The organism is Gilliamella sp. B3172, from assembly GCF_026536465.1.
Lineage (GTDB): Bacteria > Pseudomonadota > Gammaproteobacteria > Enterobacterales > Orbaceae > Gilliamella.
Map to the genome: position 1 here is coordinate 1 of NZ_JAFNOA010000013.1, position 26,294 is coordinate 26,294.

Below are 26,294 nucleotides of genomic sequence, written 5' to 3' on the forward strand. Positions count from 1 at the left end.
GTTAAGCCTGCCGCCAGCGTTCAATCTGAGCCATGATCAAACTCTTCAATTTAAAGTTTGATGCTCAATAACTGTCTCTGACATAATTCAAATGAATCTTCAGTGTCACTTATCAAGACTTAATTTTTTAAGTCCGTAGACTTTTAATTTTTCGTCTCGCAAGTGCCCACACAGATTGTCTGTTTCTTATTTTTAAAGAGCTGACAGCTTTAAATTTAACCAAACATTTTGTTGTTTTAGTTTGCTGTCTCAAGGGTTGCGTATGTTACTCACTTCACATGTTTACGTCAACCCCTATTTTGCAAAATTTGCTTTTTTTGAATTAAGTGATTGCTTTTTACACAAAGTAATGCCCTATAGGGTTATTTTTAACTGTTTTACAATAGCATCGGCTTTATTTATTGCTTCTTCCACTGTTTCAGCGCTAGCAAGTGCAACCCCCATTCTTCGGCAACCTTCAACTTGTGGCTTGCCAAATAAACGTAAATCAGTATTTGGTTGACTTAATGCGTTATCTAAATTTGTGAACGATACCTGTTTTGATTCACCTTCAACCATTATCACCACAGATGCACTAGCATGATATTGTTCAATAAGTGGGATAGGTAAGCCTAATATAGCTCTGGCATGTAAGGCAAATTCAGATAAATTTTGCGAAATTAAGGTTACCATTCCGGTATCATGAGGACGAGGCGATACTTCACTAAACCAAACTTTATCACCTTTAACAAACAGTTCGACACCAAATAAACCGTGCCCGCCTAATGCTTGTGTTATTTTAGTTGCAATATCTTTTGCTTGCTCTAAAGCGTTACAAGTCATTTGTTGAGGCTGCCAAGATTCACGATAATCGCCTTTTTCCTGACGATGCCCAATCGGTTCACAATAAGAGACACCATTGATATGCCTAACTGTTAATAAGGTAATTTCGTAATCAAAGTCGATAAAACCTTCTATGATGACTTTACCGCCACCAGCTCGACCACCTTCTTGTGCATATTTCCAAGCTAATAGAAGATCAGCTTCACTACGTAATAATGTTTGCCCTTTACCGGAAGAGCTCATCACTGGTTTAACTAAGCAGGGGTAACCAATCTCTTTTACCGCATCTTTAAATTCTTTTTCGGTTGAAGCAAACCGATAAGGTGAAGTTGGTAGATTTAGTTGCTCAGCAGCAAGGCGACGAATTCCTTCTCTATTCATGGTTAACGCGACTGCTTTTGCAGTGGGAATAACGGTAAATCCTTCTTGCTCTAATTCAACTAAAGTTTGCGTTGCAATGGCTTCGATTTCTGGAACAATAAAATCGGGTTTTTCCTGTTCAATAATTTTTCTCAATTCATTACCATCTAGCATATTAATAATATGATAACGATGAGCAACTTGCATTGCTGGCGCATTCGCATAGCGATCAACAGCAATAACTTCACAACCAAACCTTTGTAGTTCTATCACCACTTCTTTAGCCAATTCACCTGCGCCACACAGCATAACTTTGGTTGAAGTGGGTGATAACGGCGTCCCTAATTTAGCCATAATGTCCTCATACTCAGTTAACTATTTTTAGTTTTAATATCCTAAAAATAAAAAATCGGGAAAATGCTCCCGATTTTTTATTTACAATTACGCTTGATAAGGATCACGTAGAATCATGGTTTCGCTACGATCCGGACCTGTTGAAATAATATCAATAGGGGTATCAGTTAATTCTTCTATCCGTTTGATATAGTTTTTTGCGGCGGACGGTAATGCATCAAAATTTTTCACACCAAAAGTTGATTCGCTCCAACCCTGCATAGTTTCATAAACAGGTTTTACCAGGCTCCAGTCTTCCGCTGCTGCTGGTGCATTTTTAATTACATCACCATTTGGTAATTGATAACCAACACAGATTTTAACTTCTTTAAGGCCGTCTAACACATCAAGTTTAGTTAAGCAAAATCCGGAAACCGAATTGAGTTGCACAGCTTTACGAACTGCAACCGCATCAAGCCAACCGGTACGACGACGGCGGCCTGTTGTTGCCCCAAACTCATTACCTTGTTTGCAAAGATACTCACCCACATCATCAAATAACTCTGTCGGGAAAGGACCAGCGCCAACACGAGTAGAATAAGCTTTAACAATACCTAATACATAGCCAACGTAACGAGGACCAAATCCTGATCCGGTCGCTACACCACCCGCTGTTGTGTTTGAAGAGGTAACAAAAGGATAAGTACCATGATCAATATCAAGTAAAGTGCCTTGTGCACCTTCAAACATGATTCTTTCGCCTTTTTTGCGTGCCTCTTCTAATAGCGTTGGTATATCAGCTATCATCGCAATTAAAATGTCAGCGATAGCGAGTGTATCATCCAGCACTTTTTGGTAGTCTACTGCTTCGGCTTTGTAGTAGTTAACTAGTTGGAAGTTATGATACTCCATTACCTCTTTTAATTTTTCAGCAAAAGCTTGGCGATCACGTAAATCCCCAACTCGAAGTCCACGACGAGCAACTTTATCTTCATATGCAGGACCAATACCACGACCGGTTGTACCGATTGCTTTACTGCCGCGCGCTTTTTCACGGGCTTGATCGAGTGCAATATGGTAAGGCAAAATTAATGGACATGATTCAGATATCAATAATCTTTCTTTAACAGGTATGCCGCTATTTTCCAGTTCCTTCATCTCTTTCATTAATGCATCCGGGCAAAGCACAACCCCGTTAGCAATAATGCTGATGACATTATTATGTAAAATGCCCGAAGGAATTAGATGTAATACCGTTTTTTCACCGTTAATCACTAAGGTATGGCCTGCATTATGCCCACCTTGATAACGAACTACATATTTTGCTTTTTCTGTGAGTAAATCAACAACTTTACCTTTGCCTTCATCACCCCATTGTGTACCTAGCACAACAACATTATTACTCATAGACTATTTACTCATTCAGTTATTTATCAGATTTTAATTTCATATATTGGAAAAATTCACTATCCGGGCTAATGACCATAACATCATTGCCAACAAAGCTTTGTTCATAAGCTTTTAAGCTACGAATAAAGCTAAAAAATTCTTTATCTTTACTAAATGCATCGGCATAAAGTTTAGCTGCATTGGCGTCGCCCTCACCGCGGGTAGCACGTGATTGGCGTTCTGCTTCAGATAATATTTTAGTGGCTTGTAAAGTCGCACTTGCTCGTGTTTCTTCAGCTTTTTTGACACCTTCAAAACGTTTATCACGTGCAATAACTTCACGTTCAGCTCGCATTCTTGCATAGATAGAACCAGAAACCGCATCCGGGAAATTGATCTTTTTAATTCGCACATCAATCACTTCAACACCAAATGCTCGTAAGCTGGTTTTAGAACCTTCCGGATCTTTCTTAGCATCATTTACAAGTTTATCGATCGGTGTATTATCAACTGTTTCATGATGAGTACCATTTAAAGCATCTTTCACACGAATCATTAATGAGTTACGTGATTTAGTATCTGCATTAGAATCGTTGATAATGTCTTCATTACTGAGTTTACCGATCTCAGCTCTTAACCGTCCGTTTAAACGAGCTAATAATAAATCTTCGACATTATTACCGCCGGCAATTGTTTCATAATAACGGTTAAAATCCACAATTTTCCATTGCACAAAATAGTCTACAATCAACTCTTTTTTCTGAACATTAAAAAATCGTTGTTCTCGATTATTATTTGAACTATTGGTTGTTTGAATTTTTGCATCAATAACTTTAACGCTATCCATACCCGGAATTTTAAAATGTAGTCCCGGTGTTGATAACTCAATAATTTTATTGAATCGTAAAACCACACCACGAGTTCCTTCTTCAATCACGTAGACACTTGAGACAAGTACACCAATTAAAATCAAAACAAGAGGAATCAATAATTTACGCATTTATATTTCTCCTTAACGTCCAATAAACCGCGGTTCCCGCATTGTTCTATCAGTTGGCTGATTGTTCGGGTTAACGCTTTGTTGTGATTCACTCTTAGCTTCTGGTACAGTGATTATTGGTTCAGAAGAACTTGGTGTATTAAAATTGTATTCGCTATTTGAATCAATTGAATTAGTCGCTGGTTGACCTTTATTTTTCATTAATTGTTCTAAAGGTAATACCATTAAATTTCCACTTTTATCATTAACAATGACTTTATTGGTTTTACTCAATATTTTTTCCATTGTCTCGATATATAAACGCTCTTTGGTTATTTCCGGCGCCGCTTTATATTGTGGTAGTAATTTTTCGAAGCGTGCTACATCACCCGCTGCTTCGAGTTCAACTTTGACTTTATAGGCATCTGCATCAGCTATAATTCTTGCTGAGTGACCTTCTGCTTGCTGGATTAATTGAACTTTATCGGCTTCAGCTTTTTTGATTTCACGCTCACTATCGCCTTGAGCACGAATCGCATCATCATAAGCATCTTGAACTTGATCAGGAGGACCTGCAACCTGGAAATTTAAATCAACGATATTAATCCCCATATCATACTGCGTAATAACATTAACTAGCTCATCTTTAGTGCTGCTTTCAAGAGCCGCACGGCCATCTGAAATAATTGCATCGATATTAGAGCTTCCTACTGCCGTTCTAAGTGCACTATCTGCCGCTTGGTGAAGACTATCTTTAACATTTGTTACATTAAATAAATATTTTATCGGATCGTTGATACGATACTGAACATTCATCTCAACATAAACCAGATTTTCACCGGTGGTCACAATATAGCCTTTAACATTGAAATTTTGTGTACCTTGCGTATCAACAACATACAAATTATCAACTAAAGGTATTCGCCAATTTAATCCGGGTTGAATAATTTCTGGCTGAACTTGACCAAAGCGAGTTATCACACCACGCTGGCTTTGATTAATAGTATAAAACCCACTTCCTGCCAAAATGAGGATAAGGGTGACAACAATAATACCAATAATTTTTGAGGCATTTATTGGCAACTTAGTGCCTTGTGACCCACCATTATTGTTTCCTGAGTTACCCTTTTTTAGAAGGTTATTAATGATATCCAATAAACCGCCTGATGATTTGGACGGTTTTTTGTTGTTATTTCCCCATGGGTCGTTATCTTGTCCGTTATTACCGGGCTGATTCCACGCCATATTTTAGATGCTCCATTTAACAATTAGTTTAGTTGTTATTTTGCGTATTGGTTAAGTATAGCAGATCTGGTTCTTGTTTACAGAGGCGATTCCATTCAATTAAAGGCATCCTCACATCAAGATGAAAACTACCATCTTTATTAATGAATTCATGTTCCACTGCATTTAACTGATAAAAACGACTTCTAAGTCTGGCTAAATGAGTTGGTAAGCTTAATTGACAAACTTGAATCTGTCTAGCAAGCCTTTCTTTTAATGCAATAAATAAGAGATCTAATCCTAAACCATTTTGCGCAGAAATCCAAACACGAATTGGCATTCCATTTTCATCACGATCAATACAGGGCTGTTTGTCGTCCATGAGATCGATTTTATTCATCACTAATAACGTTGGGATTTCATGTGCTTGAATTTCTAACAGCACTTCATCAACAGCATGAATATTATCCAGTAAATTAGGATCGGCTGCATCAACAACATGTAGCAAAAGTGCCGCTTCTTGCGTTTCAAGTAAAGTAGCTTTAAAAGCTGCGATAAGATCATGCGGCAAGTGACGAATAAATCCCACGGTATCGGCTAACACAACTTCGCCAACATCATCGACCATAATACGCCTTAATGTTGGATCGAGTGTTGCAAATAATTGGTCTGCGGCATAGACATCAGCATTTGTTAACTGATTAAAGAGTGTTGATTTACCGGCATTGGTATAACCGACTAATGAAACGGTAGGCAGATCGGCTTTGTTTCTTGATTGGCGATTTTGATTACGCTGTTTTTCAACTTTGGCAAGTCGGGATAAAATTAATTGAATTCGATGCCGGATTAAGCGTCTATCCGTTTCTAACTGAGTTTCACCGGGACCACGCAATCCTATCCCACCTTTTTGACGTTCTAAATGTGTCCATCCTCGAACTAAACGAGTGGAAAGGTATTGTAATTGGGCTAACTCTACTTGCAGTTTACCTTCATGCGTTCTGGCTCGCTGAGCAAAAATATCGAGAATCAATCCTGTTCGATCAACTACACGGCATTCGCACAGTTTTTCAAGGTTACGTTCTTGAGTGGGTGTTAGTGTATGATTGACTAAAATAACCGATGCTTCAAGTTGTTTAACTTTTTCAGCGATTTCTAGGGCTTTACCCTCGCCGATAAAATATTTGGCTTGTGGTGATTTTCTTGAAGTTGTCACGATATCGAGAATGTCTATTTGAGCTGAAGAAACTAAAACTTCAAACTCTTTTAGATCCTCGATATCGCTTTCTTGGGGGAAGAATACATGGACTAATAAGGCAGATTCACCGCCTTTATATCGCTCAAACAATCAAATTCTCCACTGAAAATAATCAGCTTTCGCTTTCCTCTTCAGACTGGGTTACCAATCCTGAAATAGGTCTTGAAGGAACGACTGTTGAGATAGCATGTTTATAAACCATTTGGCTCACTGTATTTTTTAATAAAATTACAAATTGATCAAATGATTCTATTTGTCCTTGTAATTTAATACCATTAACTAAATAGATTGATACAGGAATGTGTTCGCGACGAAGCAAATTTAAGTAAGGATCTTGTAATGACTGCCCTTTTGACATGAGTTTATCCTTTAAAATGATAATAAAATAAAATATGTATGTGTGATAGTTATACTTTAGTTAAAATATTTTTTTATTAGTAAGTAACAAAAAAACACTTATTTAGTATTATCAAAATAACATAAAAAAGGCTACTCTTAAACCGCTCATCTGCAATTTATGCACAAATAACTAAAATTTTAACAAATTAACACAAAACAAACGAAAAATTATGCTTAAACGTCGTAATATCCTAAAACTTCTTTACAGACTGAAAAAAATTTGTCATTAAATGTAACGTTATGCAAAATAATTTATCAATTAATGAAGCGGACAAGTTTTTAATGATTAAAAAATCTGATTAAGCATTGTTTCGCTATTATCACTGTTTAGCCAAGTAATTGGCTGTTGCCACCCGCGAAGCCAAGTGATCTGTCTTTTAGCTAATTGGCGAGTTGCACAAATACCTTTAAATACCATCTCATCATAGCTAACATCGCCGGTTAAATATTCCCACATCTGCCGATAACCAACACAACGAATCGAGGGAAGATTCAAGTGCAGATCCGATCGCTGCATCAATGTTTTCACTTCGTCTTCAAATCCCTGATCTAGCATCTGTAAAAAGCGCTGTTCAATACGTTGATGTAGTTCTGCTCTATCTTGTGGCATGATAGCAAATTGCTTGATGTCATATGGCAACGCTTCGCCACTTTGCTCAGTTAGCTCAGTTAAGCTTTTACCGGTAATCAAATAGACTTCTAGAGCACGATTTAGTCGCTGAGGGTCATTTGGGTGGATCCGCTTTGCTGAAACCGGATCAACCTTTTTTAAATCCTCATGAATGGCTTGCCAACCTAATCGATTGGCTTTTTCTTCTATTTGCTGACGAATTTCACTATCTGCCGCCGGAAGCGGTGATAAACCTTCGATTAATGCTTTGAAATAGAGCATGGTGCCACCAACTAATAATGGAATTCGGCCATTTTTTAGTGAATTTTCAATTTCAACTATCGCATCATGGCGAAAATTGGCAGCCGAATAGCTCTGCGCCGGATCACAAATATCAATCAGCTTATGTGGATACTGTTTTTGTTCATCTTGAGTGGGTTTAGCGGTACCGATATCCATTCCTCGATAAATCAGTGCTGAATCAACACTGATGATATCAATTGGGTATTTATCAGCAAGAGCCATTGCAAAGGCGGTTTTGCCCGAAGCGGTTGGCCCCATTAACGAAATAATTTTTGGTTTGTTCATGATAACATTGATTGAGTAAATGATTGGAGATCAACGGGATGTAAAAATGTCGTTTGTTGTAATAACTGAGCATCAATCTGCTCTAATTGCGCTAATAATTGTATCACTTTGGCAACGCTCCAACTCGCCGTACGATTATCATCGCATTGGCTTGCTAACCATGCTGCTATTTGCGTTGGATCAATACCCTTCTCGTTGTCTTTATCTGACGATGTCAGATAAGCGATTAAACTAGGTAAGAGCTGTTGCCAATTCATTGTTCGCAACATTTTAGGCACGCTTTGTAAATGGAGTTTAGCTTTATCAACATAAAAATCAAAGCCTAAAAACTGCAATTGTGGTTGATAAGTGGCTAACACTTGCTGTTCTTTATGATTAACTAAAATAGTCAGTGGAATAAGTAATTTTTCCGATTCTTGAGTTAATAATTTGATTGCAGTTACTTTTTGTTGTGCAATTGGTAGATTCATTAACATAAACTTTTGCTGATTATCTTCATACTTTTCCAATAAGGCGATATCAGGTTGAATGACCGTTAACACCCGACCAAATTGGACTAATGAGGCACTATCAAGCTGTTGATGTAACGTTTGTAATGGCGTATTTCGTTTCGGAAATAACGCATCTATCACCGCTTTTTGTGGTTCAGTAATAGTTTCTTGTGACGATTCAATCGCTTCAGATGCTGCAACCAATTCCAGTTGCGGCTCAACCTTTACTAACTGCCCATAAGCTGTATTTTCTTTAATATGATTAGCCTGTTTTTTCGGTAGCGGATTGGCGGTTTGATAAGATTGCGGCGATTTAGGGTGATTAAAGATGTTTTCACCGGCAGCAGATCGATTTGGCATAATAGCGGGTTGGTCTGTGGCTATAGAAGGCAAATCAGACTCTAACGCCATAACGATAGCTTGATAAACAAAATCATGCACAAGTCTCGCTTCGTGAAAACGCACTTCATGCTTAGCGGGATGAACATTAACATCGACTTGTTTAGGGTCAATTTGTAAAAATACGACATAACTTTGTTGTTCATTAGTACGACTGACATAAGCTTGTCGTAAAGCATGATTTAAGAGTTTATCTTTAATGACTCGACCATTAACATAAAAATATTGCAGATCACTCACTTCGCTACTGGTTACCCAGCCTTGAATAATTAAATCATCATGTTGCCAATCCAATTTGACCGCTTTTTGCATAAACGCTCGACCACAAACCATTTCAACCCTTTTTGCTAACTCTTGAGTACGATACTGTTTAACGAGCTTACCATTGTGCTGTAAATTAAAAGTCACATCTGGCCGAGCTAGCGCAATTCGTCGGACAAACTCCTCAATATGCATAAATTCGGTTTTCTCAGTTTTAAGAAAACGGCGCCTTGCCGGCGTATTGTAAAATAGGTCAAGCACTTCAACTGTTGACCCCACAGGATGAGCGGCAGGCTTGATTGTTGGCTGCATATCCCGGCCTTCAGCATAAACTTGCCATGCTTCTGATTGTTCAGCCGTACGAGAAGTTAGCGTTAATCTGGCAACAGAGCTAATACTGGCTAGCGCTTCGCCACGAAAGCCAAGACTCATTATCGAATCTAAATCATCAAGCGTAGTAATTTTACTGGTTGCATGACGCGCTAGGGCTAAAGCCAGTTCATCTTTGGCTATCCCACAACCATTATCACGAATACGAATTAGCTTACAGCCACCTTGTTCTAAATCAATATCGATTTGTGTACTGCCGGCATCAAGGCTATTTTCAACTAACTCTTTAATAACCGATGCCGGTCGTTCTACCACTTCACCTGCTGCGATTTGATTAGCTAATTGAGGTGATAGAATATGAATTGCCATTAATGTTGCTCTCCAAATTTCGGATTTTGTTTTACATAGTTTTTAACACCTCGATAAATTGCTTTGGCAATTTTCTCTTGATGTGCATTATTTGCAAGTAAGCTCTCTTCGCCTTGATTAGAAATAAAGCCCACTTCAACTAAGATTGACGGAATATCAGGCGAACGTAATACCCCTAAACTTGCATGTTCGGGCTTATGTTTATGTAATTTAATAACGCGATTCATCTCTTTTATCACTTGCGTTGCCAGCTCATATCCTACACGTTGAGAGTAGGAAAATTGTAAATCAATCACGGCTTGACTCAAATGGGGATTGTGATCTTCGCTCAAGGCATCACCGGCGCCACCTAATAGCTGAGACTGTTTTTCATCTTGCTCTAACCAGCGACCAAGCTCCGTATCAGCCCGTTTGGTCGATAATACCCAAACTGAAGCACCGGTCGCTTTTCGGTTTGGTGCCGCATCAGCATGAATCGAAATCAATAAATTGGCCTTATTATTGCGGGCAATTTCTGAACGCTCTGCAACAGAAATAAAATTATCATTAGTTCGAGTGAGCACCCCATTAAATTGAGGATCTTTATTTAATAAATTAGTCAATTTTTTAGCAATAGACAGGGTGACTGTCTTTTCATACAATTTGTTTTTACCTACTGCACCCGAATCTTTACCACCATGTCCTGCATCAACAGCAATAATTACTTTGGCGGCATAAGCTGAACTGCAAAGAAGTAAAAGCATTAAAAAAGTGAGTAGTTTTTTCATTGTTTTTTCACTAGTTCATCGTTTAATTGATTGATAATAGCTTGGCCGGTATCTGTTTTTGCTTCTAAACAAACACTACGTTCAAGCGCCAAATAATCCAAATGAATTTCGATATCGGCGTTAGGTAAAATACCTTGAGCTTGATTGGGCCACTCAATTAAGCAAATAGATTTTGCAGCAAAATATTCACGAATCCCCATAAACTCCAACTCTTCAGGATCACTAAGCCGATATAGATCGAAATGATAAACACTAAACCCGTCAAACTCATAAGGTTCAACTAAAGTATAGGTTGGACTTTTAACATTACCGATATGACCTAATTGTTGTAAAAAACCACGACTAAATGTCGTTTTTCCTGCGCCAAGGTCTCCAATAAGATAGATAACTATTGCACTATCATGATTCAATAAATAGTGTAGCGATTGTTTTGCCAGTTGCTGACCAAACAAAATGGTTTCGTGCTCGTTAGCTAAAATGATCGATTTCATGACGAATTCTTTGCTCAATAAATAGTCCTTATTATATACTAATAACTATTAAAGATGTACCATGCAAGATTAACGTGATATCTTGTCAAGAAGTTTCAGAAAATATATACGTTTAAGTATAAAAAGTGAAAAATAATGTTACATACAATTTCAACAGCTAACCAATCGATTATTGATACCCAACTAATATCTGATCAAGATGCGGTGCTATTTTGGCAAAATGGCGTGATGTTAGCCAGACAACATATCCCATTACTCGATGAAATAGTCAAAAAAACGCCGTATTGCTTTGCACTTGATAGTGACATCGCCGCACGTGGATTAATCGCATTGATCGACGCAAGAATTAGTATCATTAATATGCAACAAGCTGTAGAGTTAACCGCAAAATATCACCCACAATTAAACTGGGAATAATCGATTTATGGCCTTTAACCAATGCTTATGGTTAAAGGTTATACCTTTAATCTCATTTGATTAACCTAACCAGCCCAGGCTTCAAGCAAATATTGGCACATTTGCAAATCTGATTTGCTAGGTTTAATATGATTTTCAATTCTTTTCGTTAATTTTCAAATTTTAATGGCCAATTTATTATCTTTATCTCAATCAACAATCCGATTGAAAAATGGGGAAGTGATTGCTTACCCGACAGAAGCGGTGTTCGGGCTAGGTTGCGATCCTGATTGCCAGTCAGCTGTACTCAAACTGCTACAATTAAAACAACGATCAATTGATAAAGGGCTGATATTAATTGCCAGTAATTTTCAACAACTGACTCCTTATATCAATCTTAATGCTATCACCGCTGAGCAAAAACAATTAGCCTTGAATAGCTGGCCTGGTCCAATCACTTGGATTTTTCCTAAAAATCTTAGCACGCCTTACTTCTTAACCGGTCAATTTGATTCAATTGCCGTACGTGTAACTGCGCATCCTTTAGTGCGCGAGCTTTGTGAGCAATTTGGTAAACCACTGGTATCAACCAGTGCTAATTTATCGGGCTATCAGGCGTGTAAAACTGCGGCGGAAGTTGCTAAACAATTTGGTGAGGATTTTCCAATTTTACAAGGTGAGACAGGTAATCGATCGCAACCTTCGGAAATTAGAGATATCTTAACCGGTCACATTATTCGACAAGGATAACCCATGCAAAACTTATATATCGGTGTCATGTCTGGAACAAGTATGGATGGGGTTGATATGGCGTTAGTGGATATTACCGCCAATAAGATTGTGACATTAGCCAGTGACTGTGAGCCAATGCCGGAATCAATTAAACAACGGCTACTTAACCTCTGTGAAACAAAGCACACAACACTGCAAAATTTAGGCGAGCTTGATCACCAACTGGGTTTGTTATATGCCGATAGCATCAATAAGTTTTTGCTTAAAAATGATATTGATAGAAAGCAAATTAAGGCGATTGGCTGTCACGGTCAAACTGTCTATCATGCACCAAACACACAATATCCTTTTACGATGCAAATTGGCGATGCCAATATTATCGCCGCCAAAACAGGAATCACAACAATTGCCGATTTTCGGCGTAAAGATATGGCTTACGGCGGGCAAGGTGCGCCACTCGTGCCCGCTTTTCATAAAGCGGTGCTGCAAAACCAACAGATTAATCGAGTGGTTTTAAATATTGGTGGTATCAGTAATATTTCAGTATTAATCCCCAATCAAGCCGTTATTGGTTATGACACCGGACCGGGTAATGTATTACTCGATAGTTGGATATATCAAAATCTGAGTAAAAGGTATGACAAAGACGGGCAATGGGCGAAAACAGGCAAGGTTAATCAAGCGTTATTGTCCCAATTATTTGATGAAGACTATTTTAAAATGCCTGCCCCTAAAAGTACCGGGCGTGAGTTATTTAATCTACCTTGGTTACATAAAAAACTGACTCAATTTGCGTTATTACCTCAAGATATACAAGCCACATTAGTTGAGTTTACGGCGTTATCTATCGCACAAGAGATTAGAAAATTACCGATTAATAAACAGCTACCTTGCCAACTATTGGTTTGTGGCGGGGGAGCAAGAAATCCGGTTATTATGCAAAGATTATCGATGTTATTACCCCAATGGCAGGTAATGAAAACCGATCAAGTGGGTATAAACAGTGATGACATGGAGGCGATTGCTTTTGCTTGGCTGGCTTATTGTCGCATTAATCATATTCCTTCGAATATTCCGGAAGTGACTGGCGCAAGCCAAGCGGTATGTTTAGGCGTGATATATCAATAATAACAGCAATTAATCAATATTTTTTGATTGTTTGTTATAACCAATCAACTCTGAAATTTTGGCCGCAGACTGTCTGATTTCATTAATTAATTTCGCTTCTTCATCAGCAGTGTTGCATCGAAAAATTGAGGTTGATAGGCTTAATGCCGCAATAATATTGCCTAAACGATTATAAATCGGCACCGCAAAGCATCGTAAGCCTAGCTCAGATTCTTCATTATCTTTACCATATCCACAACGTTTTACTTCATCGAGTTCAGCTAAAAAAGCCTCTTTGCTGGTAATGGTTTTGGGTGTATACCTGACAAAATCAATACCATTAACTAAGCTTTTTTTGCTTTCGTCATCGAGCCAAGCTAATAAGACTTTACCGAGTCCACTTGCGTGAATTGTGGCTTGATTACCAATTTTCGAAGTTAAACAGAGGCTATATTGTTCGGAAGCAACTTTATTAACATAGATAATTTGATCACCTTCTCGAACCGCTAAATGGATAGTTTCTTTAGTTTTATCCCGTAACTTTCTCATTTCTAAATCAGCAATGGTCAAAAAGTTTTGGTGATAAAGCACTCGGTTACCTAAATCAAGTAGTTTTAAATTCAACGAATACTTGTCAGAATCCTCTTCTTGATTAACGTAACCTAATGATTTCATAGTTTGTAAAAAACGATAAGCTGTGCTTTTAGGCATCATTACTTTTTGCGATAATTCTGATATTGCAATGTCTTTTGACTCAGATAAAGCCTCTAAAATTCCAAAAACTTTTAATACTGAAGCAACGGATTCTGGTGAACTATCGTTCATGATAAGCACATCTCCTTACTAAAATTAGCTATTAATGAGTTATAAAATGATATATTTGTTCAAATTTAGTCTGTCGAAATTATATCATATTTAATTATGACTCGTTACTAGCTATTTTATAAAAAATCCAATCTTTGTGGCGTAAACATATCAAGCAGTACGCCAGCTTGTTTACAAACGCAACCATGTTCAATATTAGGCTTTTTGTATAAAGTATCGCCAGCACGAACAATTTTAGTTTCATCGCCAATGGTAAATTCAAATTCACCGGATAACACATAAGTTAATTGTTCATGAGGATGATGATGCATCGCCCCTATAGCGCCGGTTTGAAAATGGACTTCAACGGCCATCATATTACCGTCATGCGCCAATATCTTACGTTTAACACCATTGCCTAAATCGATTAATTGACAATCTGAATTAAAACAAAACATGAGTTCACTCCTAAATATTTAAAACAAATAAGAGATAAAAAGCTTTGTTTTTTATCTCTTATCTCTGTCAATTTTTTGCAATATTATACAATTAAGGTTGTTTACCGATATAGGCTAAAATTCCGCCGTCAACATAAAGAATATGGCCATTGACAAAATTTGATGCATCCGACGCTAAAAAGACCGCTGCCCCGGCTAAATCATCAGGTGTGCCCCAGCGACCAGCTGGTGTTTTAGCGATAATGAACTGATCAAATGGATGACGAGATCCGTCCGCTTGTTTTTCACGTAATGGTGCTGTTTGTGGTGTAGCAATATAGCCCGGTCCAATACCGTTACATTGAATATTGGCACTACCAAATTCAGAACAGATATTTTTAGTAAGCATTTTCAAACCACCTTTAGCCGATGCATAACCGACAACGGTTTCACGGCCAAGCTCACTCATCATTGAACAGATATTGATGATTTTGCCACTTCCTTTTTTAATCATTGACGGAAGAACGGCTTTAGCCATAATAAATTGACCGGTTAAATCGATATCAATAATTTTTCTGTATTCGGCAGCACTGGTTTCTAACATTGATTTTCGTTGAATGATCCCAGCATTATTGACTAAAATATCAATTACGCCATGCTCTTGTTCAATTTGAGCGATCGCTTTTTCAACAGCTGTTTCATCTGTTATATCAAATAAATAACCGTGGGCATCAATGCCTTGAGCTTTATACGATTCAATTCCTTTCTGTAAGTTTTCAGGTACAACATCATTAAATACAATTTTCGCTCCAGCTGACGCAAGCGATTTTGCAATTTCAAAACCAATACCGTAAGAGGCACCGGTAACAAGCGCAACTTTATTGTTAAGTGAAAATTTATTTAAAATCGACATAGTTATATTCTCCGTTATATTTATGACAGACAAATCACGGTCTATCACATTTCATTTAAAATGTTAGTTGGCACTTTGGTTAAATAAAGTGCTGGTTCATCTTGCGCATCACACGAGTATAAAACATATTGATTATCAGGCGAAAACGAAGGGTGCGGATGCGTTACTTGACGATCACCGTCTAATACTCGCCAAGAGCTATTGTGTTTAACGAGTTTATGGGCTGTTTGGGTTTTAGGCGCTAAAATATAGAGCCAAGGATCATTTTCTATTTTGTAGCCACTTGTATCAATGACATCAACAGGGCTTCCGGTGCCATCACCAATATAAAGTGTTCCGTCAAAGTTACTCATTAAATGTGAGCAGGCGGGCATTTCCATAATTTGTTTATCTTCATTGGTAACTGGGTTATAAAGTCGAATATAACGCTCTTGCTGCCCTTTCATATATGAAACGTAAGCAAGCCCGGAACCGTCCGGTACCCAAAACTCGTGGGTACAGCTCTCTCCTGGTAAATTGTCATGAGCTTTACGCTCATTGTTACCGTCACGATCCACTAACCATATTCTGGCATCGACTAAGTCATGCGGTCCTTCATGACAAAAAGCGACGGTATTGTCATCGAAAGGTCTGAAAATTGGATGACCTAACCAAACATTCTGATCAATTACCGTTGTTGCAACGCCTGTTGCAATATCAATTTTGATCAACCGACAATGTGGGTTTTTATCATAAAACGCTTTGAAAATCGTCCAATCAGTCAAAGGTGTCCAATCTTTTTTATCGATTTCAATGCCAACAATTTCGGTACAATCACTATTAGCGACCCAAGTACCATAACCAACCCACTGCTCTGGCACGGTATAAACATTTTTTTCTTCAAGGGTTTCAAGGTTTACTTGTTGTAAGTTACGCTCATTTTTAACGTAGTATAAAAATTTATCATCAGGCGATAAAAAGCCGCCAAAAGTATTATCGCCAGCGCCTTCAGTAAGTTGCTTAGCGGTCTGATTTTCAAGATCGAGCAAATAGTAGTTACGATTGGAGTCAAATTCACCGGCAAAGAGGATTTTTCGACCATCATTGGTAAAACATTTTTGGTAAAAATAATTACGATGACATGTCACACCTTCCGGTGTGAGTCGGATAATTTCATTTTTTGAATCATCATCTACAAAGGATGAAAATGATAATTGTACAATATTCCCCTTAGCCATATAAACTCCCTGAATCTAAAAAAATTAAATGTATAAAAGACTTAAATTATTATTTTGGGCTATAGTAATATAAAAAAGGGGATGGTTTTGTGACTTTCATCACATTGCAATAAATTTATTAAAACATCGTTTTATTTTAGTTAAAAAAATTGCTATATTTTTTTGCACGTTTATAATCGATATAAAGCACATTAATAACAAACGCAGGATCTGTTTTTTATGTAATTTGTTATTATTTTAACAAAATTAGAGGTAAATCATGAAAATAGCACTAATGAATGAGTTTAGCCAAGCGGCTAAAAATCCAATTATTCTAAATGAATTAAAAAATGCGACGGAAAAGCACGGCCATACCGTTTTTAATGTCGGCATGGATGGCGACAATGACAATAAATTAACTTATGTTCATTTGGGTATTATTGGCGCTATTTTATTAAACAGTAAAGCGGTTGATTTCGTTATTACCGGTTGTGGTACCGGGCAAGGCGCACTAATGGCATTAAATGCTTTTCCTGGCGTTAATTGTGGTTATTGTATTGAGCCTACTGACGCTTATTTATTTGCTCAAGTTAATAATGGCAATGCTTTATCTCTCGCTTTTGCCAAAGGATTTGGTTGGGGTGCTGAACTAAACGCGCGCTATATTTTTGAAAAAGCATTTGAAGGCGAAAAAGGCTTAGGTTACCCACCGGAGCGCCGTGAATCGCAAAATGCGAATGCTATTATTTTAAATGAAATGAAAAACGCCGCAGGTAAAACCTTAATTGAATCATTAAAATCAATTGATCAATCACTGTTAAAAGATGCAATCAAAGGCGAACGTTTCCAAAAATGCCTATTTGAAAATAGCCAAGATCCTCAAATCACTGCCTATATTAAAAGCCTACTAGCTTAATTATCATGGCTTATTTGCCATTTCAAACGTAACGGTCGTTGCATGAAATGGCAAATCTATATCGTATTAATCCAATTATCATCTAATCACTTATCTCACTTACGTATCCCAAAGATAAACCGTCAGGACAATTAAAATTAGCTGCAAATATAAATGCAATAAGGGTTGATGTTGGTAAAAATAAAATCAGTATACCGTGATATTGTGCGCTAAACCCAATTGTTGGTTTAGCGCTAATCTTGATTGTTAACTAGTTAACTAAGTGCTGGTCAATTAATGTTTTTAATTCGGGAGGTAAAACAATATTTCCGTTTTGATCACGTGTTATTGTGAATTTAATATCATCTTTCCACAATGCATCACGCGTAACAGATTGAAAATCTTTAACAACAACTTGTGGTCCTAATGAATCTTTAATCACCGATTGCCAGCTATCACGAATAGAGTAGTTATGCTCAAATGTTACCACCGGGTTTAAAAAGGTATAAGGATTAGCCCGTAAGATATAATTATATCTGGCACTATTGATAGCGATATTGTTACTTATTGTATAAGAACCGGTATTAAAATTATCAGTAAATCCATCCATATTATTATTTAACGCAATGGAATTGATAATTCTGTGGTTTACTGGCTGCCCTTCGGCACCTAATTTAAAGCCATTACCAATACTACCTTTAGCTATATTGGGCTTAGAGAATGGAAAACCGTTAGAATAAGTTATCGAGCTATCAATTAAAACCGGTTCGTTAGGGCCATCTTCAATCTTATTATACAGATCGAATCCATCGTCGGTATTGTTATGCGCAATACACCCTCTAAACACATTACCTTTACCAACCCCTAACTTAGCGGCAAAACCGTCGGCATTTTTACCGGATTTATCCATATTATTATAGGAATCAGAATTAAGTACTAAGTTATAAGACGGCCAAAACAGTCGATTTTTGCTTTTAGCAGAAATGGCTAATCCGGTATCGCTATTATTACGGGTGATAACTTGATCGATAATATTATGGCTACCGGCAATTCTTAAATAGGCAGGTTGATTATCTTTATCATCAATATTACCGTCAAAAATTACCTGTTTTATTGACCAGTAATAACCATCTAAATTAAATGTTTCATTGATAAATATCGCTTTATGTTTATTTATCGCTTCAATGGTTTTTAATTTGCCCGGTAAACCACTCAATGTTGGGGTAATAGTTACGCCATTATAATAACCATCCATTAAATAAATCACACCATTTGGCTCAACACTATTGATAGCTGTTTGTAGATCAACTGGCGAGCGTTTTGTCCCTTGATTGTGACTTTTACCAGTAGGGGAAACAACAATATGCGATAAGTTTTCAATTGTTGATTTATCCAGATTTACCGTAAAGGTTTGGCTATTGGTTTTATTCTGATCTTTAAATTCGACCGTGAAGGTATTAGCCCCTTGTGATAATTCGGTTGTAATTTGTAATAATTCACCCACTTTAGCAGTAAATGTTTTATTGATCTCTTTTACAAAAACTGTCCCTGACGTGTTAGGGAAAAATTGTAATGTGTAGTTTTTATGATAAACCTTGAGTGGTGAAGCGAGGGTTAATGTTGGCTTAATATCCACAATAACCGGTGGTTTTTCCGGTAATTGGCTGTAGTTGACCAGCTCATCACCAAGGGTTAATGCCGAATTTTTGAACTCAACTTTAGCATTTCTCGAAGCAAAAAAACCGACATAAATATTGGTGTTATCTTGTTGATTCATAAAGCCTTGATAGTCATTCATTTGCCATTTATTCACCACTCCTGAAGCGTTGTCTTTCATCGCTAAAATAAATTTGTCAGCCGTTCGTGTTAGGGTTAAATGCATATTTTTAACCTCAACATAATTGACGTTTTGAACATAATCATCTTTATTAATTGATATACCTTCATTACCCCAAGCTTTTTTTACGCCATCACGCACCAATGCGGTGACTTTGACTAAATTATCATTCTTTTTATTTTGGGTAATTAAGGCATTCATAATAACATTTGAAGCATTGGGAAACTCCTCATAACCTGCCGGCTGAGGATCACTTCTGGCAACGCCAATAGTATCACGCACAAATAAACCCACAGCTTCTTGTGCTGCCGGAGTTTTACCGTCGACTTCCGGGCCAATCTGTTCTAAGGTAACATCACTTTCTAAAGTAAAGGTTTGATTAACCGGTAATTGAGTGTAAAAAACCACCATTCCATCATGTGAGTTAGCTATTTTACCGCCTCGACTTTCAAGATAAAAATCAGCCGGCAATTGATAGGGCTGATTAGGGATTAAAAATGAACTTTGACCTGCAATCCACGCATTATTGGTTCCGACTTTTTCGGGCTTAATAAGTGAAGCAAAGTTTAAATCTGTTGATTGACCAAAGGCTATTGTTTTCCATTGTTGTGCATCAGCAGTGCCAAAATAGAGCGCTGATAGACAAAGTGCCGAAGTAAATATTTTTTTCATTATGTATCCTAACAGTTTATTTGTACTGATTATTAAAGCTTTCCATTACCTACTAAGCGTGAGTATTGCTTAGCAAAAAACTTAGCATCATCTAGCGTGTATTGATAAGGAACAGACCAAGTTACCTTATTATCAAAGCCGCACGACGACCAATTAACCGTTGATTGATTGAATAAAGAGTGGTTATCTTGAAGATTATTGCCTTTAAACTGTTTGACTATTTTGCAACTGTCTTTCAGGCCAGTAATCATAAATTGATTCTTTTCTGAAAGAACGCTGCCTTTATAACCTAAACCGATTGAATAAAGGTAAGGATAGGCAGTTTTAGATGTATCAACAGTGCCTTTAAAGAGATTGTTATACATATGGACCTTGCCAAATCTAATCCTTGGAGCACGTTGGCCAATATCAGAAAAAACATTATGATGAAGCGTAATATTTAATTTGTTTTCATCTTGCTCGGCGTTTTTATCACTGTGACCAATTAACATGGTTTTATCATGGTTTTCAAACAAGCAATAAGAAACTGTAATAAAATCACTACCACGCTTAATGTCTAATAAACCATCGTGTTGTACATATTTGTAACCTGCTTTTTCTTGATATTTATCGTCGGTAAATTGGCCGTCGGTAAAAGTGACATGATCGATCCAGATATAGCTTGAAGTGATAATATTAATGCCATCCCATTCGGCGTTCCAGCCATCACCCTCTTCAAATTTCGGCTCAACATCAACGGGGGCTTCAATCTTCAAATTACGGATGATGACATTACTAACGTTTGATAGCACTATCGAACCATGAATAAATCCAGCATTATTGCCAATACCGATTAATGTTGTATTGCTTGGTAGTTTGATTAAGGATCGTGATTTTTGATCGTCAAAATTTTGGTACGGCTTATTTTCACTAAGATCAATGATCCCGGAAACTTGAATAATACGAGGCTGATTTTTATTGATCGCAATCGCATCTAAAAGATCTTGTTTGTTACTCACCATAAAGATCATTTTTTCATTTGCTTTAGCACCACCAATCGTTCCGGTATTTGTCGCTAAATCATAACCACCAAAACCGTCTCTAGGTGCAACATCACGAGCTTCGCTAATTTTGATAGGTGAAGGAGATAATGCATGGCATGCTGCAATAGATGAATTAATTGCCAAAGGAATGAATAGCGCAATGATTAATTTTTTCATTTAACAAATACCTTTTTATTAGTTTATCTGACTTTGATCAAAAGTGATTCCTTGTTGTAACCAAGGATCGTTATTTATGGCATTAGCAATAATTTTGGCGATAGCTAATGCGCCTTTTTCTTGAAAATGTGTCGTATCTGGATGATCTATCACCCCTGTTGACTGTGTTTTGTAGTATGGGTAGTTTGGATTATTCGGATCGATAACTAACCAGTAAGATTGCCAATCATGTTTATGTAAGTTAGCAAATTCGATACTCAATGTCTCTAAATCAATGAGTGCAACTTGATTAGCGTTAGCGGTATATTTAATGGTATTGGCATAATCACCAAAATAAGCAAAACCCGGTTTATTACTGGTGTAATGCATATGGCTTACTGGCAAAGTGCTTTGATTTTGATAAGCAATTTTATTATTGGCATCACGAAATCGAGTAACCGGCGTCATTAATACAGGGGTCATTTGCTTTTGTTTAGCAAAATTTATATAACGCTCAAGGGAGGTTTGAAAAGACATACTTACCTTATCTGCCGGATACTGCTTATGATTATTAGCATCGTTAGGGTAAGTACATAAATGACTGACATCAGCTTGCCCTCGTTTGACATTGCTTGCATCACATTTTTCATCGTTATGACCAAAAGCGATAAACAAATAATCGCCTTTTTGCATGAGCGGTTTGATCAGATCAAACCAACCTTCTGCCTCAAAACTACGGCTGGAGCGCCCCGATTGTGCACTATTTATCACAACAATGTTGGCTTGTTTATCAAGAAGCTGGTCAAATACTTGTCCCCACCCCATTCTTGGATAAACGTTGAGATCATAGTTAGATGCGGTTGAATCACCAACAATAAAAATACGTTTTTTAGCTTTAATATTTTCCTCTTTTTGTTTTACAGCACGATCATAATCAAAAACCGATTGTTGACTTATCGGTTTAAAACGCATATCCAACAAAACAGTTGCGCCCACCTCGCCACTGACCGAGTGATAGCCTCGATTGAAAATAATAAGATCGAGTAAACGGTTTAGGGCAGGATCATTTGTGCTCACAGGATCAAATAATCGATCGGCGATCCCAGCTTGACGTAAACCCTGATCAAAAAGCGTATGTAATTGTTCTTCTGCTTTAGTTAAAATATCATCACTTATTGGCGATATAACGCTTTGTTCAATCAGTTGCTCAGGACCAACAAGCGAAATTTGCTTCGCTACTTCGCTAACAAAATAGTCGGTTAATGGATTAATATTGGCAGTGTTAACCTGATCTTGTTGTAATGAACTCACCATTGCAACAATACAGTTGCCGGCACAAATGCCCTTTTGCACAGCTCGATTCAATAAATTGTTATTAGCAAATAGCACCAATGGGGCTGATAATTGTGAAACATCTTGTTGATAAAATCCTTGATGATCGGTTGTCACTTTCAAGGTTTTATTATTGGCATCACGAATGGTCACTACAGTATTAGCGACCGGTTTATTCACATAAACATGACCTTGTAATAAGGTGCTGGCATTGGTCTCAGCGGCCAGCAAAGCCAGCATTGAAAAGCCTAAAATTGATTTTTTTATCATATTTTCACCCCAAAATAAGTTTTACTATGATTTGGATCGCTCAAAGCAAAATTAAAATAGGTAACTTAATCCCAATCCCAATTTGGTTTCCCTTGCATCAGAGTGAACTTTTTTCGCAACATCTTCTGCTGCAAAATTAATTTGCCAATCTTTTGTGGCTTGCCAATTGATATCTATTTCTTGTTGGTAGTCATGCTTTTTATCATTTTGTAATACATAGTTAGCCCTAAAATAAGCAAATCGGTATCCAATATTCCAATCAGTTGATAAGGCATAATTGGCGCCAATATCAAAACGATTACGCGAACGGTTATTAACATAGCCTTGAACACTATCTTCACGCTTACTACGCGAAACCTTGCGATATTCAAATCGATACTGACCATACAATGAAAGATCGTCAGTTGCTAACCAAGTTAGTTTCAATGCTGGTGTATATCGCATTCCCGGACGTTGTGAGTCACTCACATCACCTAATTGATAATGTGGAATATTTTCTTTATTTTTCGCTTTATAGCCACCGCCTGAATAGAATCTTACTTCCATATTCGGGGTCAACACCCAATTATCAGCAAGGTAGAAATGGTAACCGCCATACATTTGATAATGACTGGAGACTAAATTTTCGAAAAACATTTTGTTTTTCATTTGATTATAAGTACTAATTCCAATGCCTAAATAACCTTTGTTAGCAAAGTCGAGATGCAAGCCAAAATTATCGCTATGGTAGTGGGAATTTAGCCCATAATTATGCATATATTTGAAAAAGGTTTTATAAGCAAAATTAGGCGCAGCGCTATTTGATTGCCCAAAATTGTAGTTGAAGCCAACTTTGAATTTAGCCTGTCTGGTATCTGTTGTTTTATTTTTAGAAACATCGGAAATCGAAAAATAGGGGCGAAATAGTTTTGAGTAGTTATACGTTATTTTAAATTCTTGCTCATAATCAGTTTTTTTGTTGTTATAAGCTTTATATTTATTTTTAACCAGCTTGTTATTTACCACTTTATAAGAGTCATTGGTAAAATCACCGATATAATAATTAAAGGTATAGGCAAGATTAAGTCGTTTTAATCCAGAATAGTTTAACGCCCAATCTAAACGGTGCCTTCCGGTATTGCTGCTTGCAAGATATTTGATCCGATTACCGGCAATTTTGGCCGTTTTATAGCGCTCTGATTGGGATATTTTTTTCCATTCATAGCGATAACGTAAGCTACTTGACCAGTCACTATTAAATTTATAACTGTACTTTAAACCTGGTTGATAAAGCGTTAAATCTTTACCAAAGCCTAATTCTAATGCCGGAATTAACGATCCAAAGCCATTAGGAAGATTAAATGCTTTTTGAATAACGACCCCACCAGATCCACCATACATATCATCATATAAAGTATCGCGTTTATTTCCGCCACCTTCGGTTACACCAAACTTAAATTCAAATTGCCAATTATCATCTGTTTTATGAATTAACTTCAAAGTATCAGCATGAATTCGATCCATCGATTTCCAATTATGCTCATATTGAAAAGTCGTTTGGCCTGAGCCGGCAAATGCATATGCCGAAAATGTCGAAATAAACACCATTAAAGAAATTTTTTTTAATTTTATATGACGCATCACTGTCACCTTATCCCTAATTCTTATTTTTGAAATACTGTTTTATATTTTTTATGTTTTTGATCTATTTTTCTGTTAATAAGATCACAGTTTAGATAAACAGTGATAAATTTTTTTCAACTATATGATAGTTATCATTTTATTTTTACTTGTCACGATAAATTAATCTTTAAAAAACAAATAAATTGTTACCCATATCACATTTCTTAAAAAAATTTAAAGTAAATTTCAATAAATTTAGTATTCTTTAGATAATATTTTTAAAACAGCATTTCATTATTAAAGGAAAGAGATTTATGGCTGACAATCAAAAAAAGATAACCACACTAACTCGATTTTCGTATGGGAGTGGTAACTTGATAGGAAGTGGAGCGCTGGCGATTAGTGCGGCTTGGCTACTTTACTTTTATACAACCTTCTGTGGCCTTTCGGCTTTTCAAGCAACGTTAATATTTTCAATAGCGACCTATTTAGATGTTATCTTAAATCCTTTAATGGGATTTATCACGGATAATTTTAATCATACTAAATTAGGACGTCGCTTTGGTCGCCGTCGATTTTTTATTTTGTTAGCCATTCCTTGCATGATTATTTATCCATTATTATGGATTGATGGCATGAATTTTTGGTACTACTTAACCACCTATATTCTATTTGAATTCATCTATACCATGATTATGATTCCATATAATACCTTACCGGTAGAGATGACTAAAAACTTCGATCAAAGAACTTATCTGGCAGGTTCTAAAGCGATGTTTGGTAAAGTTGCTAACTTCTTAGCTGCGGCAATCCCGGGGGTCTTTTTCTATCTATTTAAAGGCAAAGATTCACCATTACCATTCTTACTTACCGGTATCACTTATGCAACTATCATGGCTATTGCGCTTATTATGCTTTATGCCAATAGTTGGGAAAAACCAGCCGATGAAATTGAAGATGAAACCACATCCGGTCTTTGGGAAAGTATTGTAAAATTATTTTCTGATGTGTTTTCAACATTCCGTTTAAAAACCTTCCGAAATCATTTAGGTATGTATTTATTTGGTTTTGGCGCTGAATGGCTATTTGCTGCAACATTTACCTACTTTGTGGTTTTTAACTTAGGACAACCGAAAACATTTGTATCAGAAATGAATAGTCTAAGTAGTATCTGTCAATTAATTTCAACCGCATTTTTTATGGCATGGTGCGTAAAACGTGGATTTAAAAGACCGTTTGTTATCGCCATATTGATCGTTATCTCATCGGTAATTGGTTATATTGGTATCTATTATCTAAATATGCCACATGTAACTTGGATCGTCATTGGCATTACAATTTGGTTTGGATTAGGTACCGGCGGTGTTTACTATATTCCTTGGAGTGTGTATACGTTTTTAGCTGATATCGACGAAGTCCTTACCGGAAGACGTCGTGAAGGTATTTATGCAGGGGCGATGACAATGGCCGGTAAATTAATGCGTGCAACCATTGTCTTTATTCTTGGGCTTGTTTTGAAGTTTTCCGGATTTGTCTCAGGCGTCAACACCGTACAACCAGAAAGCGCCGTTACCGCTATTAATATGGTGATGATATTTGGGGTATGCGGCATGGCAATTTTAGGTATTATCTTCACTTATCGAATGAAATTGGATAAAGGCACCCACGCCCAGATTATTCAAGAACTTGATAGACTTAAAAATGGTGGTAAAAAACAAGATGCTACACCGGAAATAAGACAATTAGTCAAAGAGTTAACCGGATATGATTACGACAACTGTTTTGGTAATAATAATGTTGGTTTCAAACATCATTAAACACAAATAAAAACGCAACTAAAAAATCATCTAATTGTT

The 26,294-nt window shown here is 36.9% G+C and carries 22 protein-coding genes and 1 pseudogene; 5 read left to right on the forward strand and 18 right to left on the reverse strand.

Features of this window, described 5'->3' with window-relative positions:
• Positions 1–354 precede the first annotated feature (354 nt).
• The 10 genes and pseudogenes from purT to tsaE all read right to left on the reverse strand — a co-directional run bounded on the left by purT (position 355) and on the right by tsaE (position 11,067).
• Positions 355–1,536, reverse strand: a complete 1,182-nt coding sequence (gene purT, locus J3U37_RS11720) for a formate-dependent phosphoribosylglycinamide formyltransferase (protein ID WP_267375050.1) — start codon at positions 1,534–1,536, stop codon at positions 355–357.
• An 87-nt stretch (positions 1,537–1,623) separates the two neighbouring features.
• Positions 1,624–2,922 (reverse strand): adenylosuccinate synthase, encoded by a 1,299-nt coding sequence (locus tag J3U37_RS11725; protein WP_220218505.1) that lies wholly within the window; start codon positions 2,920–2,922, stop codon positions 1,624–1,626.
• 19 nt (positions 2,923–2,941) lie between these two features.
• Positions 2,942–3,904 carry a protease modulator HflC gene (gene hflC / locus J3U37_RS11730; protein ID WP_220218504.1) on the reverse strand — a complete coding sequence of 321 codons (963 nt, stop codon included), beginning with the start codon at positions 3,902–3,904 and terminating at the stop codon, positions 2,942–2,944.
• A gap of 12 nt (positions 3,905–3,916) precedes the next feature.
• Positions 3,917–5,128: an FtsH protease activity modulator HflK gene (hflK, locus tag J3U37_RS11735; RefSeq protein ID WP_267336463.1), complete on the reverse strand. Its 1,212-nt coding sequence runs from the start codon at positions 5,126–5,128 to the stop codon at positions 3,917–3,919.
• Positions 5,129–5,156: 28 nt separating this feature from the next.
• The gene (hflX, locus tag J3U37_RS11740; protein ID WP_220218502.1) at positions 5,157–6,452 is read right to left on the reverse strand and encodes a ribosome rescue GTPase HflX; all 1,296 of its coding nucleotides are present in this window, start codon (positions 6,450–6,452) and stop codon (positions 5,157–5,159) included.
• Positions 6,453–6,474: 22 nt separating this feature from the next.
• Positions 6,475–6,720, reverse strand: coding sequence for an RNA chaperone Hfq (hfq, locus tag J3U37_RS11745; protein WP_220218501.1), 246 nt, complete (start codon positions 6,718–6,720; stop codon positions 6,475–6,477).
• A gap of 327 nt (positions 6,721–7,047) precedes the next feature.
• Positions 7,048–7,959 carry a tRNA (adenosine(37)-N6)-dimethylallyltransferase MiaA gene (miaA, locus tag J3U37_RS11750; protein WP_267336462.1) on the reverse strand — a complete coding sequence of 304 codons (912 nt, stop codon included), beginning with the start codon at positions 7,957–7,959 and terminating at the stop codon, positions 7,048–7,050.
• Positions 7,956–9,809: a DNA mismatch repair endonuclease MutL gene (gene mutL, locus J3U37_RS11755; protein ID WP_267375052.1), complete on the reverse strand. Its 1,854-nt coding sequence runs from the start codon at positions 9,807–9,809 to the stop codon at positions 7,956–7,958. The genes miaA and mutL overlap by 4 nt, the downstream gene beginning before the upstream one ends.
• Before the next feature lie 20 nt (positions 9,810–9,829).
• Positions 9,830–10,516 (reverse strand): annotated as a pseudogene (locus J3U37_RS11760) (N-acetylmuramoyl-L-alanine amidase); the annotation flags it as partial.
• Positions 10,517–10,572: 56 nt separating this feature from the next.
• Positions 10,573–11,067 (reverse strand): tRNA (adenosine(37)-N6)-threonylcarbamoyltransferase complex ATPase subunit type 1 TsaE, encoded by a 495-nt coding sequence (gene tsaE, locus J3U37_RS11765; protein WP_220218497.1) that lies wholly within the window; start codon positions 11,065–11,067, stop codon positions 10,573–10,575.
• A 135-nt stretch (positions 11,068–11,202) separates the two neighbouring features.
• Between tsaE and tusB the strand changes: the two genes are divergently transcribed.
• The 3 genes from tusB (at position 11,203) to J3U37_RS11780 (ending at position 13,323) form a co-directional block, all read left to right on the forward strand.
• Positions 11,203–11,484, forward strand: coding sequence for a sulfurtransferase complex subunit TusB (gene tusB, locus J3U37_RS11770; protein WP_220218496.1), 282 nt, complete (start codon positions 11,203–11,205; stop codon positions 11,482–11,484).
• 165 nt (positions 11,485–11,649) lie between these two features.
• A complete protein-coding gene (locus J3U37_RS11775) occupies positions 11,650–12,213 on the forward strand; it encodes a Sua5/YciO/YrdC/YwlC family protein (protein WP_267328826.1) in 564 nt (187 codons plus the stop codon).
• Positions 12,214–12,216: 3 nt separating this feature from the next.
• Positions 12,217–13,323, forward strand: coding sequence for an anhydro-N-acetylmuramic acid kinase (locus tag J3U37_RS11780; RefSeq protein ID WP_267375056.1), 1,107 nt, complete (start codon positions 12,217–12,219; stop codon positions 13,321–13,323).
• A gap of 9 nt (positions 13,324–13,332) precedes the next feature.
• Here the strand turns inward: J3U37_RS11780 and kdgR are convergent, their stop codons facing one another.
• The 4 genes from kdgR to J3U37_RS11800 all read right to left on the reverse strand — a co-directional run bounded on the left by kdgR (position 13,333) and on the right by J3U37_RS11800 (position 16,673).
• Complete coding sequence (kdgR, locus tag J3U37_RS11785) at positions 13,333–14,127, reverse strand: DNA-binding transcriptional regulator KdgR (protein WP_267375058.1); 795 nt, start codon at positions 14,125–14,127, stop codon at positions 13,333–13,335.
• A gap of 116 nt (positions 14,128–14,243) precedes the next feature.
• Positions 14,244–14,564 (reverse strand): cupin domain-containing protein, encoded by a 321-nt coding sequence (locus tag J3U37_RS11790; protein WP_220218492.1) that lies wholly within the window; start codon positions 14,562–14,564, stop codon positions 14,244–14,246.
• A 91-nt stretch (positions 14,565–14,655) separates the two neighbouring features.
• Entirely contained in the window at positions 14,656–15,450 is a 795-nt protein-coding gene (locus J3U37_RS11795) for a gluconate 5-dehydrogenase (protein WP_366915719.1), read from the reverse strand.
• A gap of 50 nt (positions 15,451–15,500) precedes the next feature.
• Positions 15,501–16,673, reverse strand: a complete 1,173-nt coding sequence (locus tag J3U37_RS11800) for an oligogalacturonate lyase family protein (protein ID WP_267328829.1) — start codon at positions 16,671–16,673, stop codon at positions 15,501–15,503.
• 259 nt (positions 16,674–16,932) lie between these two features.
• Between J3U37_RS11800 and J3U37_RS11805 the strand changes: the two genes are divergently transcribed.
• Positions 16,933–17,568, forward strand: coding sequence for an RpiB/LacA/LacB family sugar-phosphate isomerase (locus J3U37_RS11805; protein WP_220218489.1), 636 nt, complete (start codon positions 16,933–16,935; stop codon positions 17,566–17,568).
• Between the two features lie 250 nt (positions 17,569–17,818).
• Here the strand turns inward: J3U37_RS11805 and J3U37_RS11810 are convergent, their stop codons facing one another.
• Genes J3U37_RS11810 through J3U37_RS11825 form a run of 4 tightly spaced genes read right to left on the reverse strand, consistent with a single transcriptional unit; the run spans position 17,819 to position 24,456 of the window.
• The gene (locus tag J3U37_RS11810) at positions 17,819–20,056 is read right to left on the reverse strand and encodes a right-handed parallel beta-helix repeat-containing protein (protein WP_267328831.1); all 2,238 of its coding nucleotides are present in this window, start codon (positions 20,054–20,056) and stop codon (positions 17,819–17,821) included.
• 32 nt (positions 20,057–20,088) lie between these two features.
• Positions 20,089–21,255 (reverse strand): pectate lyase family protein, encoded by a 1,167-nt coding sequence (locus J3U37_RS11815; protein WP_220218487.1) that lies wholly within the window; start codon positions 21,253–21,255, stop codon positions 20,089–20,091.
• 18 nt (positions 21,256–21,273) lie between these two features.
• Complete coding sequence (locus tag J3U37_RS11820; protein WP_267375060.1) at positions 21,274–22,836, reverse strand: GDSL-type esterase/lipase family protein; 1,563 nt, start codon at positions 22,834–22,836, stop codon at positions 21,274–21,276.
• A 51-nt stretch (positions 22,837–22,887) separates the two neighbouring features.
• Entirely contained in the window at positions 22,888–24,456 is a 1,569-nt protein-coding gene (locus J3U37_RS11825) for an oligogalacturonate-specific porin KdgM family protein (protein WP_267375062.1), read from the reverse strand.
• 296 nt (positions 24,457–24,752) lie between these two features.
• On the opposite strand from J3U37_RS11825, the gene J3U37_RS11830 reads away from it, so the two are divergent.
• Positions 24,753–26,255, forward strand: a complete 1,503-nt coding sequence (locus tag J3U37_RS11830) for an MFS transporter (protein WP_220218484.1) — start codon at positions 24,753–24,755, stop codon at positions 26,253–26,255.
• Positions 26,256–26,294: the final 39 nt, after the last annotated feature.

Coding starts and splice junctions, on each gene's coding strand:
- purT (WP_267375050.1), bottom strand. CDS start 1,536: ATGGCTAAATTAGGGACGCCGTTATCACCCACTTCAACCAAAGTTATG.
- J3U37_RS11725 (WP_220218505.1), bottom strand. CDS start 2,922: ATGAGTAATAATGTTGTTGTGCTAGGTACACAATGGGGTGATGAAGGC.
- hflC (WP_220218504.1), bottom strand. CDS start 3,904: ATGCGTAAATTATTGATTCCTCTTGTTTTGATTTTAATTGGTGTACTT.
- hflK (WP_267336463.1), bottom strand. CDS start 5,128: ATGGCGTGGAATCAGCCCGGTAATAACGGACAAGATAACGACCCATGG.
- hfq (WP_220218501.1), bottom strand. CDS start 6,720: ATGTCAAAAGGGCAGTCATTACAAGATCCTTACTTAAATTTGCTTCGT.
- miaA (WP_267336462.1), bottom strand. CDS start 7,959: ATGAACAAACCAAAAATTATTTCGTTAATGGGGCCAACCGCTTCGGGC.
- mutL (WP_267375052.1), bottom strand. CDS start 9,809: ATGGCAATTCATATTCTATCACCTCAATTAGCTAATCAAATCGCAGCA.
- tsaE (WP_220218497.1), bottom strand. CDS start 11,067: ATGAAATCGATCATTTTAGCTAACGAGCACGAAACCATTTTGTTTGGT.
- tusB (WP_220218496.1), top strand. CDS start 11,203: ATGTTACATACAATTTCAACAGCTAACCAATCGATTATTGATACCCAA.
- J3U37_RS11775 (WP_267328826.1), top strand. CDS start 11,650: ATGGCCAATTTATTATCTTTATCTCAATCAACAATCCGATTGAAAAAT.
- J3U37_RS11780 (WP_267375056.1), top strand. CDS start 12,217: ATGCAAAACTTATATATCGGTGTCATGTCTGGAACAAGTATGGATGGG.
- kdgR (WP_267375058.1), bottom strand. CDS start 14,127: ATGAACGATAGTTCACCAGAATCCGTTGCTTCAGTATTAAAAGTTTTT.
- J3U37_RS11790 (WP_220218492.1), bottom strand. CDS start 14,564: ATGTTTTGTTTTAATTCAGATTGTCAATTAATCGATTTAGGCAATGGT.
- J3U37_RS11800 (WP_267328829.1), bottom strand. CDS start 16,673: ATGGCTAAGGGGAATATTGTACAATTATCATTTTCATCCTTTGTAGAT.
- J3U37_RS11805 (WP_220218489.1), top strand. CDS start 16,933: ATGAAAATAGCACTAATGAATGAGTTTAGCCAAGCGGCTAAAAATCCA.
- J3U37_RS11810 (WP_267328831.1), bottom strand. CDS start 20,056: ATGAAAAAAATATTTACTTCGGCACTTTGTCTATCAGCGCTCTATTTT.
- J3U37_RS11815 (WP_220218487.1), bottom strand. CDS start 21,255: ATGAAAAAATTAATCATTGCGCTATTCATTCCTTTGGCAATTAATTCA.
- J3U37_RS11820 (WP_267375060.1), bottom strand. CDS start 22,836: ATGATAAAAAAATCAATTTTAGGCTTTTCAATGCTGGCTTTGCTGGCC.
- J3U37_RS11825 (WP_267375062.1), bottom strand. CDS start 24,456: ATGCGTCATATAAAATTAAAAAAAATTTCTTTAATGGTGTTTATTTCG.
- J3U37_RS11830 (WP_220218484.1), top strand. CDS start 24,753: ATGGCTGACAATCAAAAAAAGATAACCACACTAACTCGATTTTCGTAT.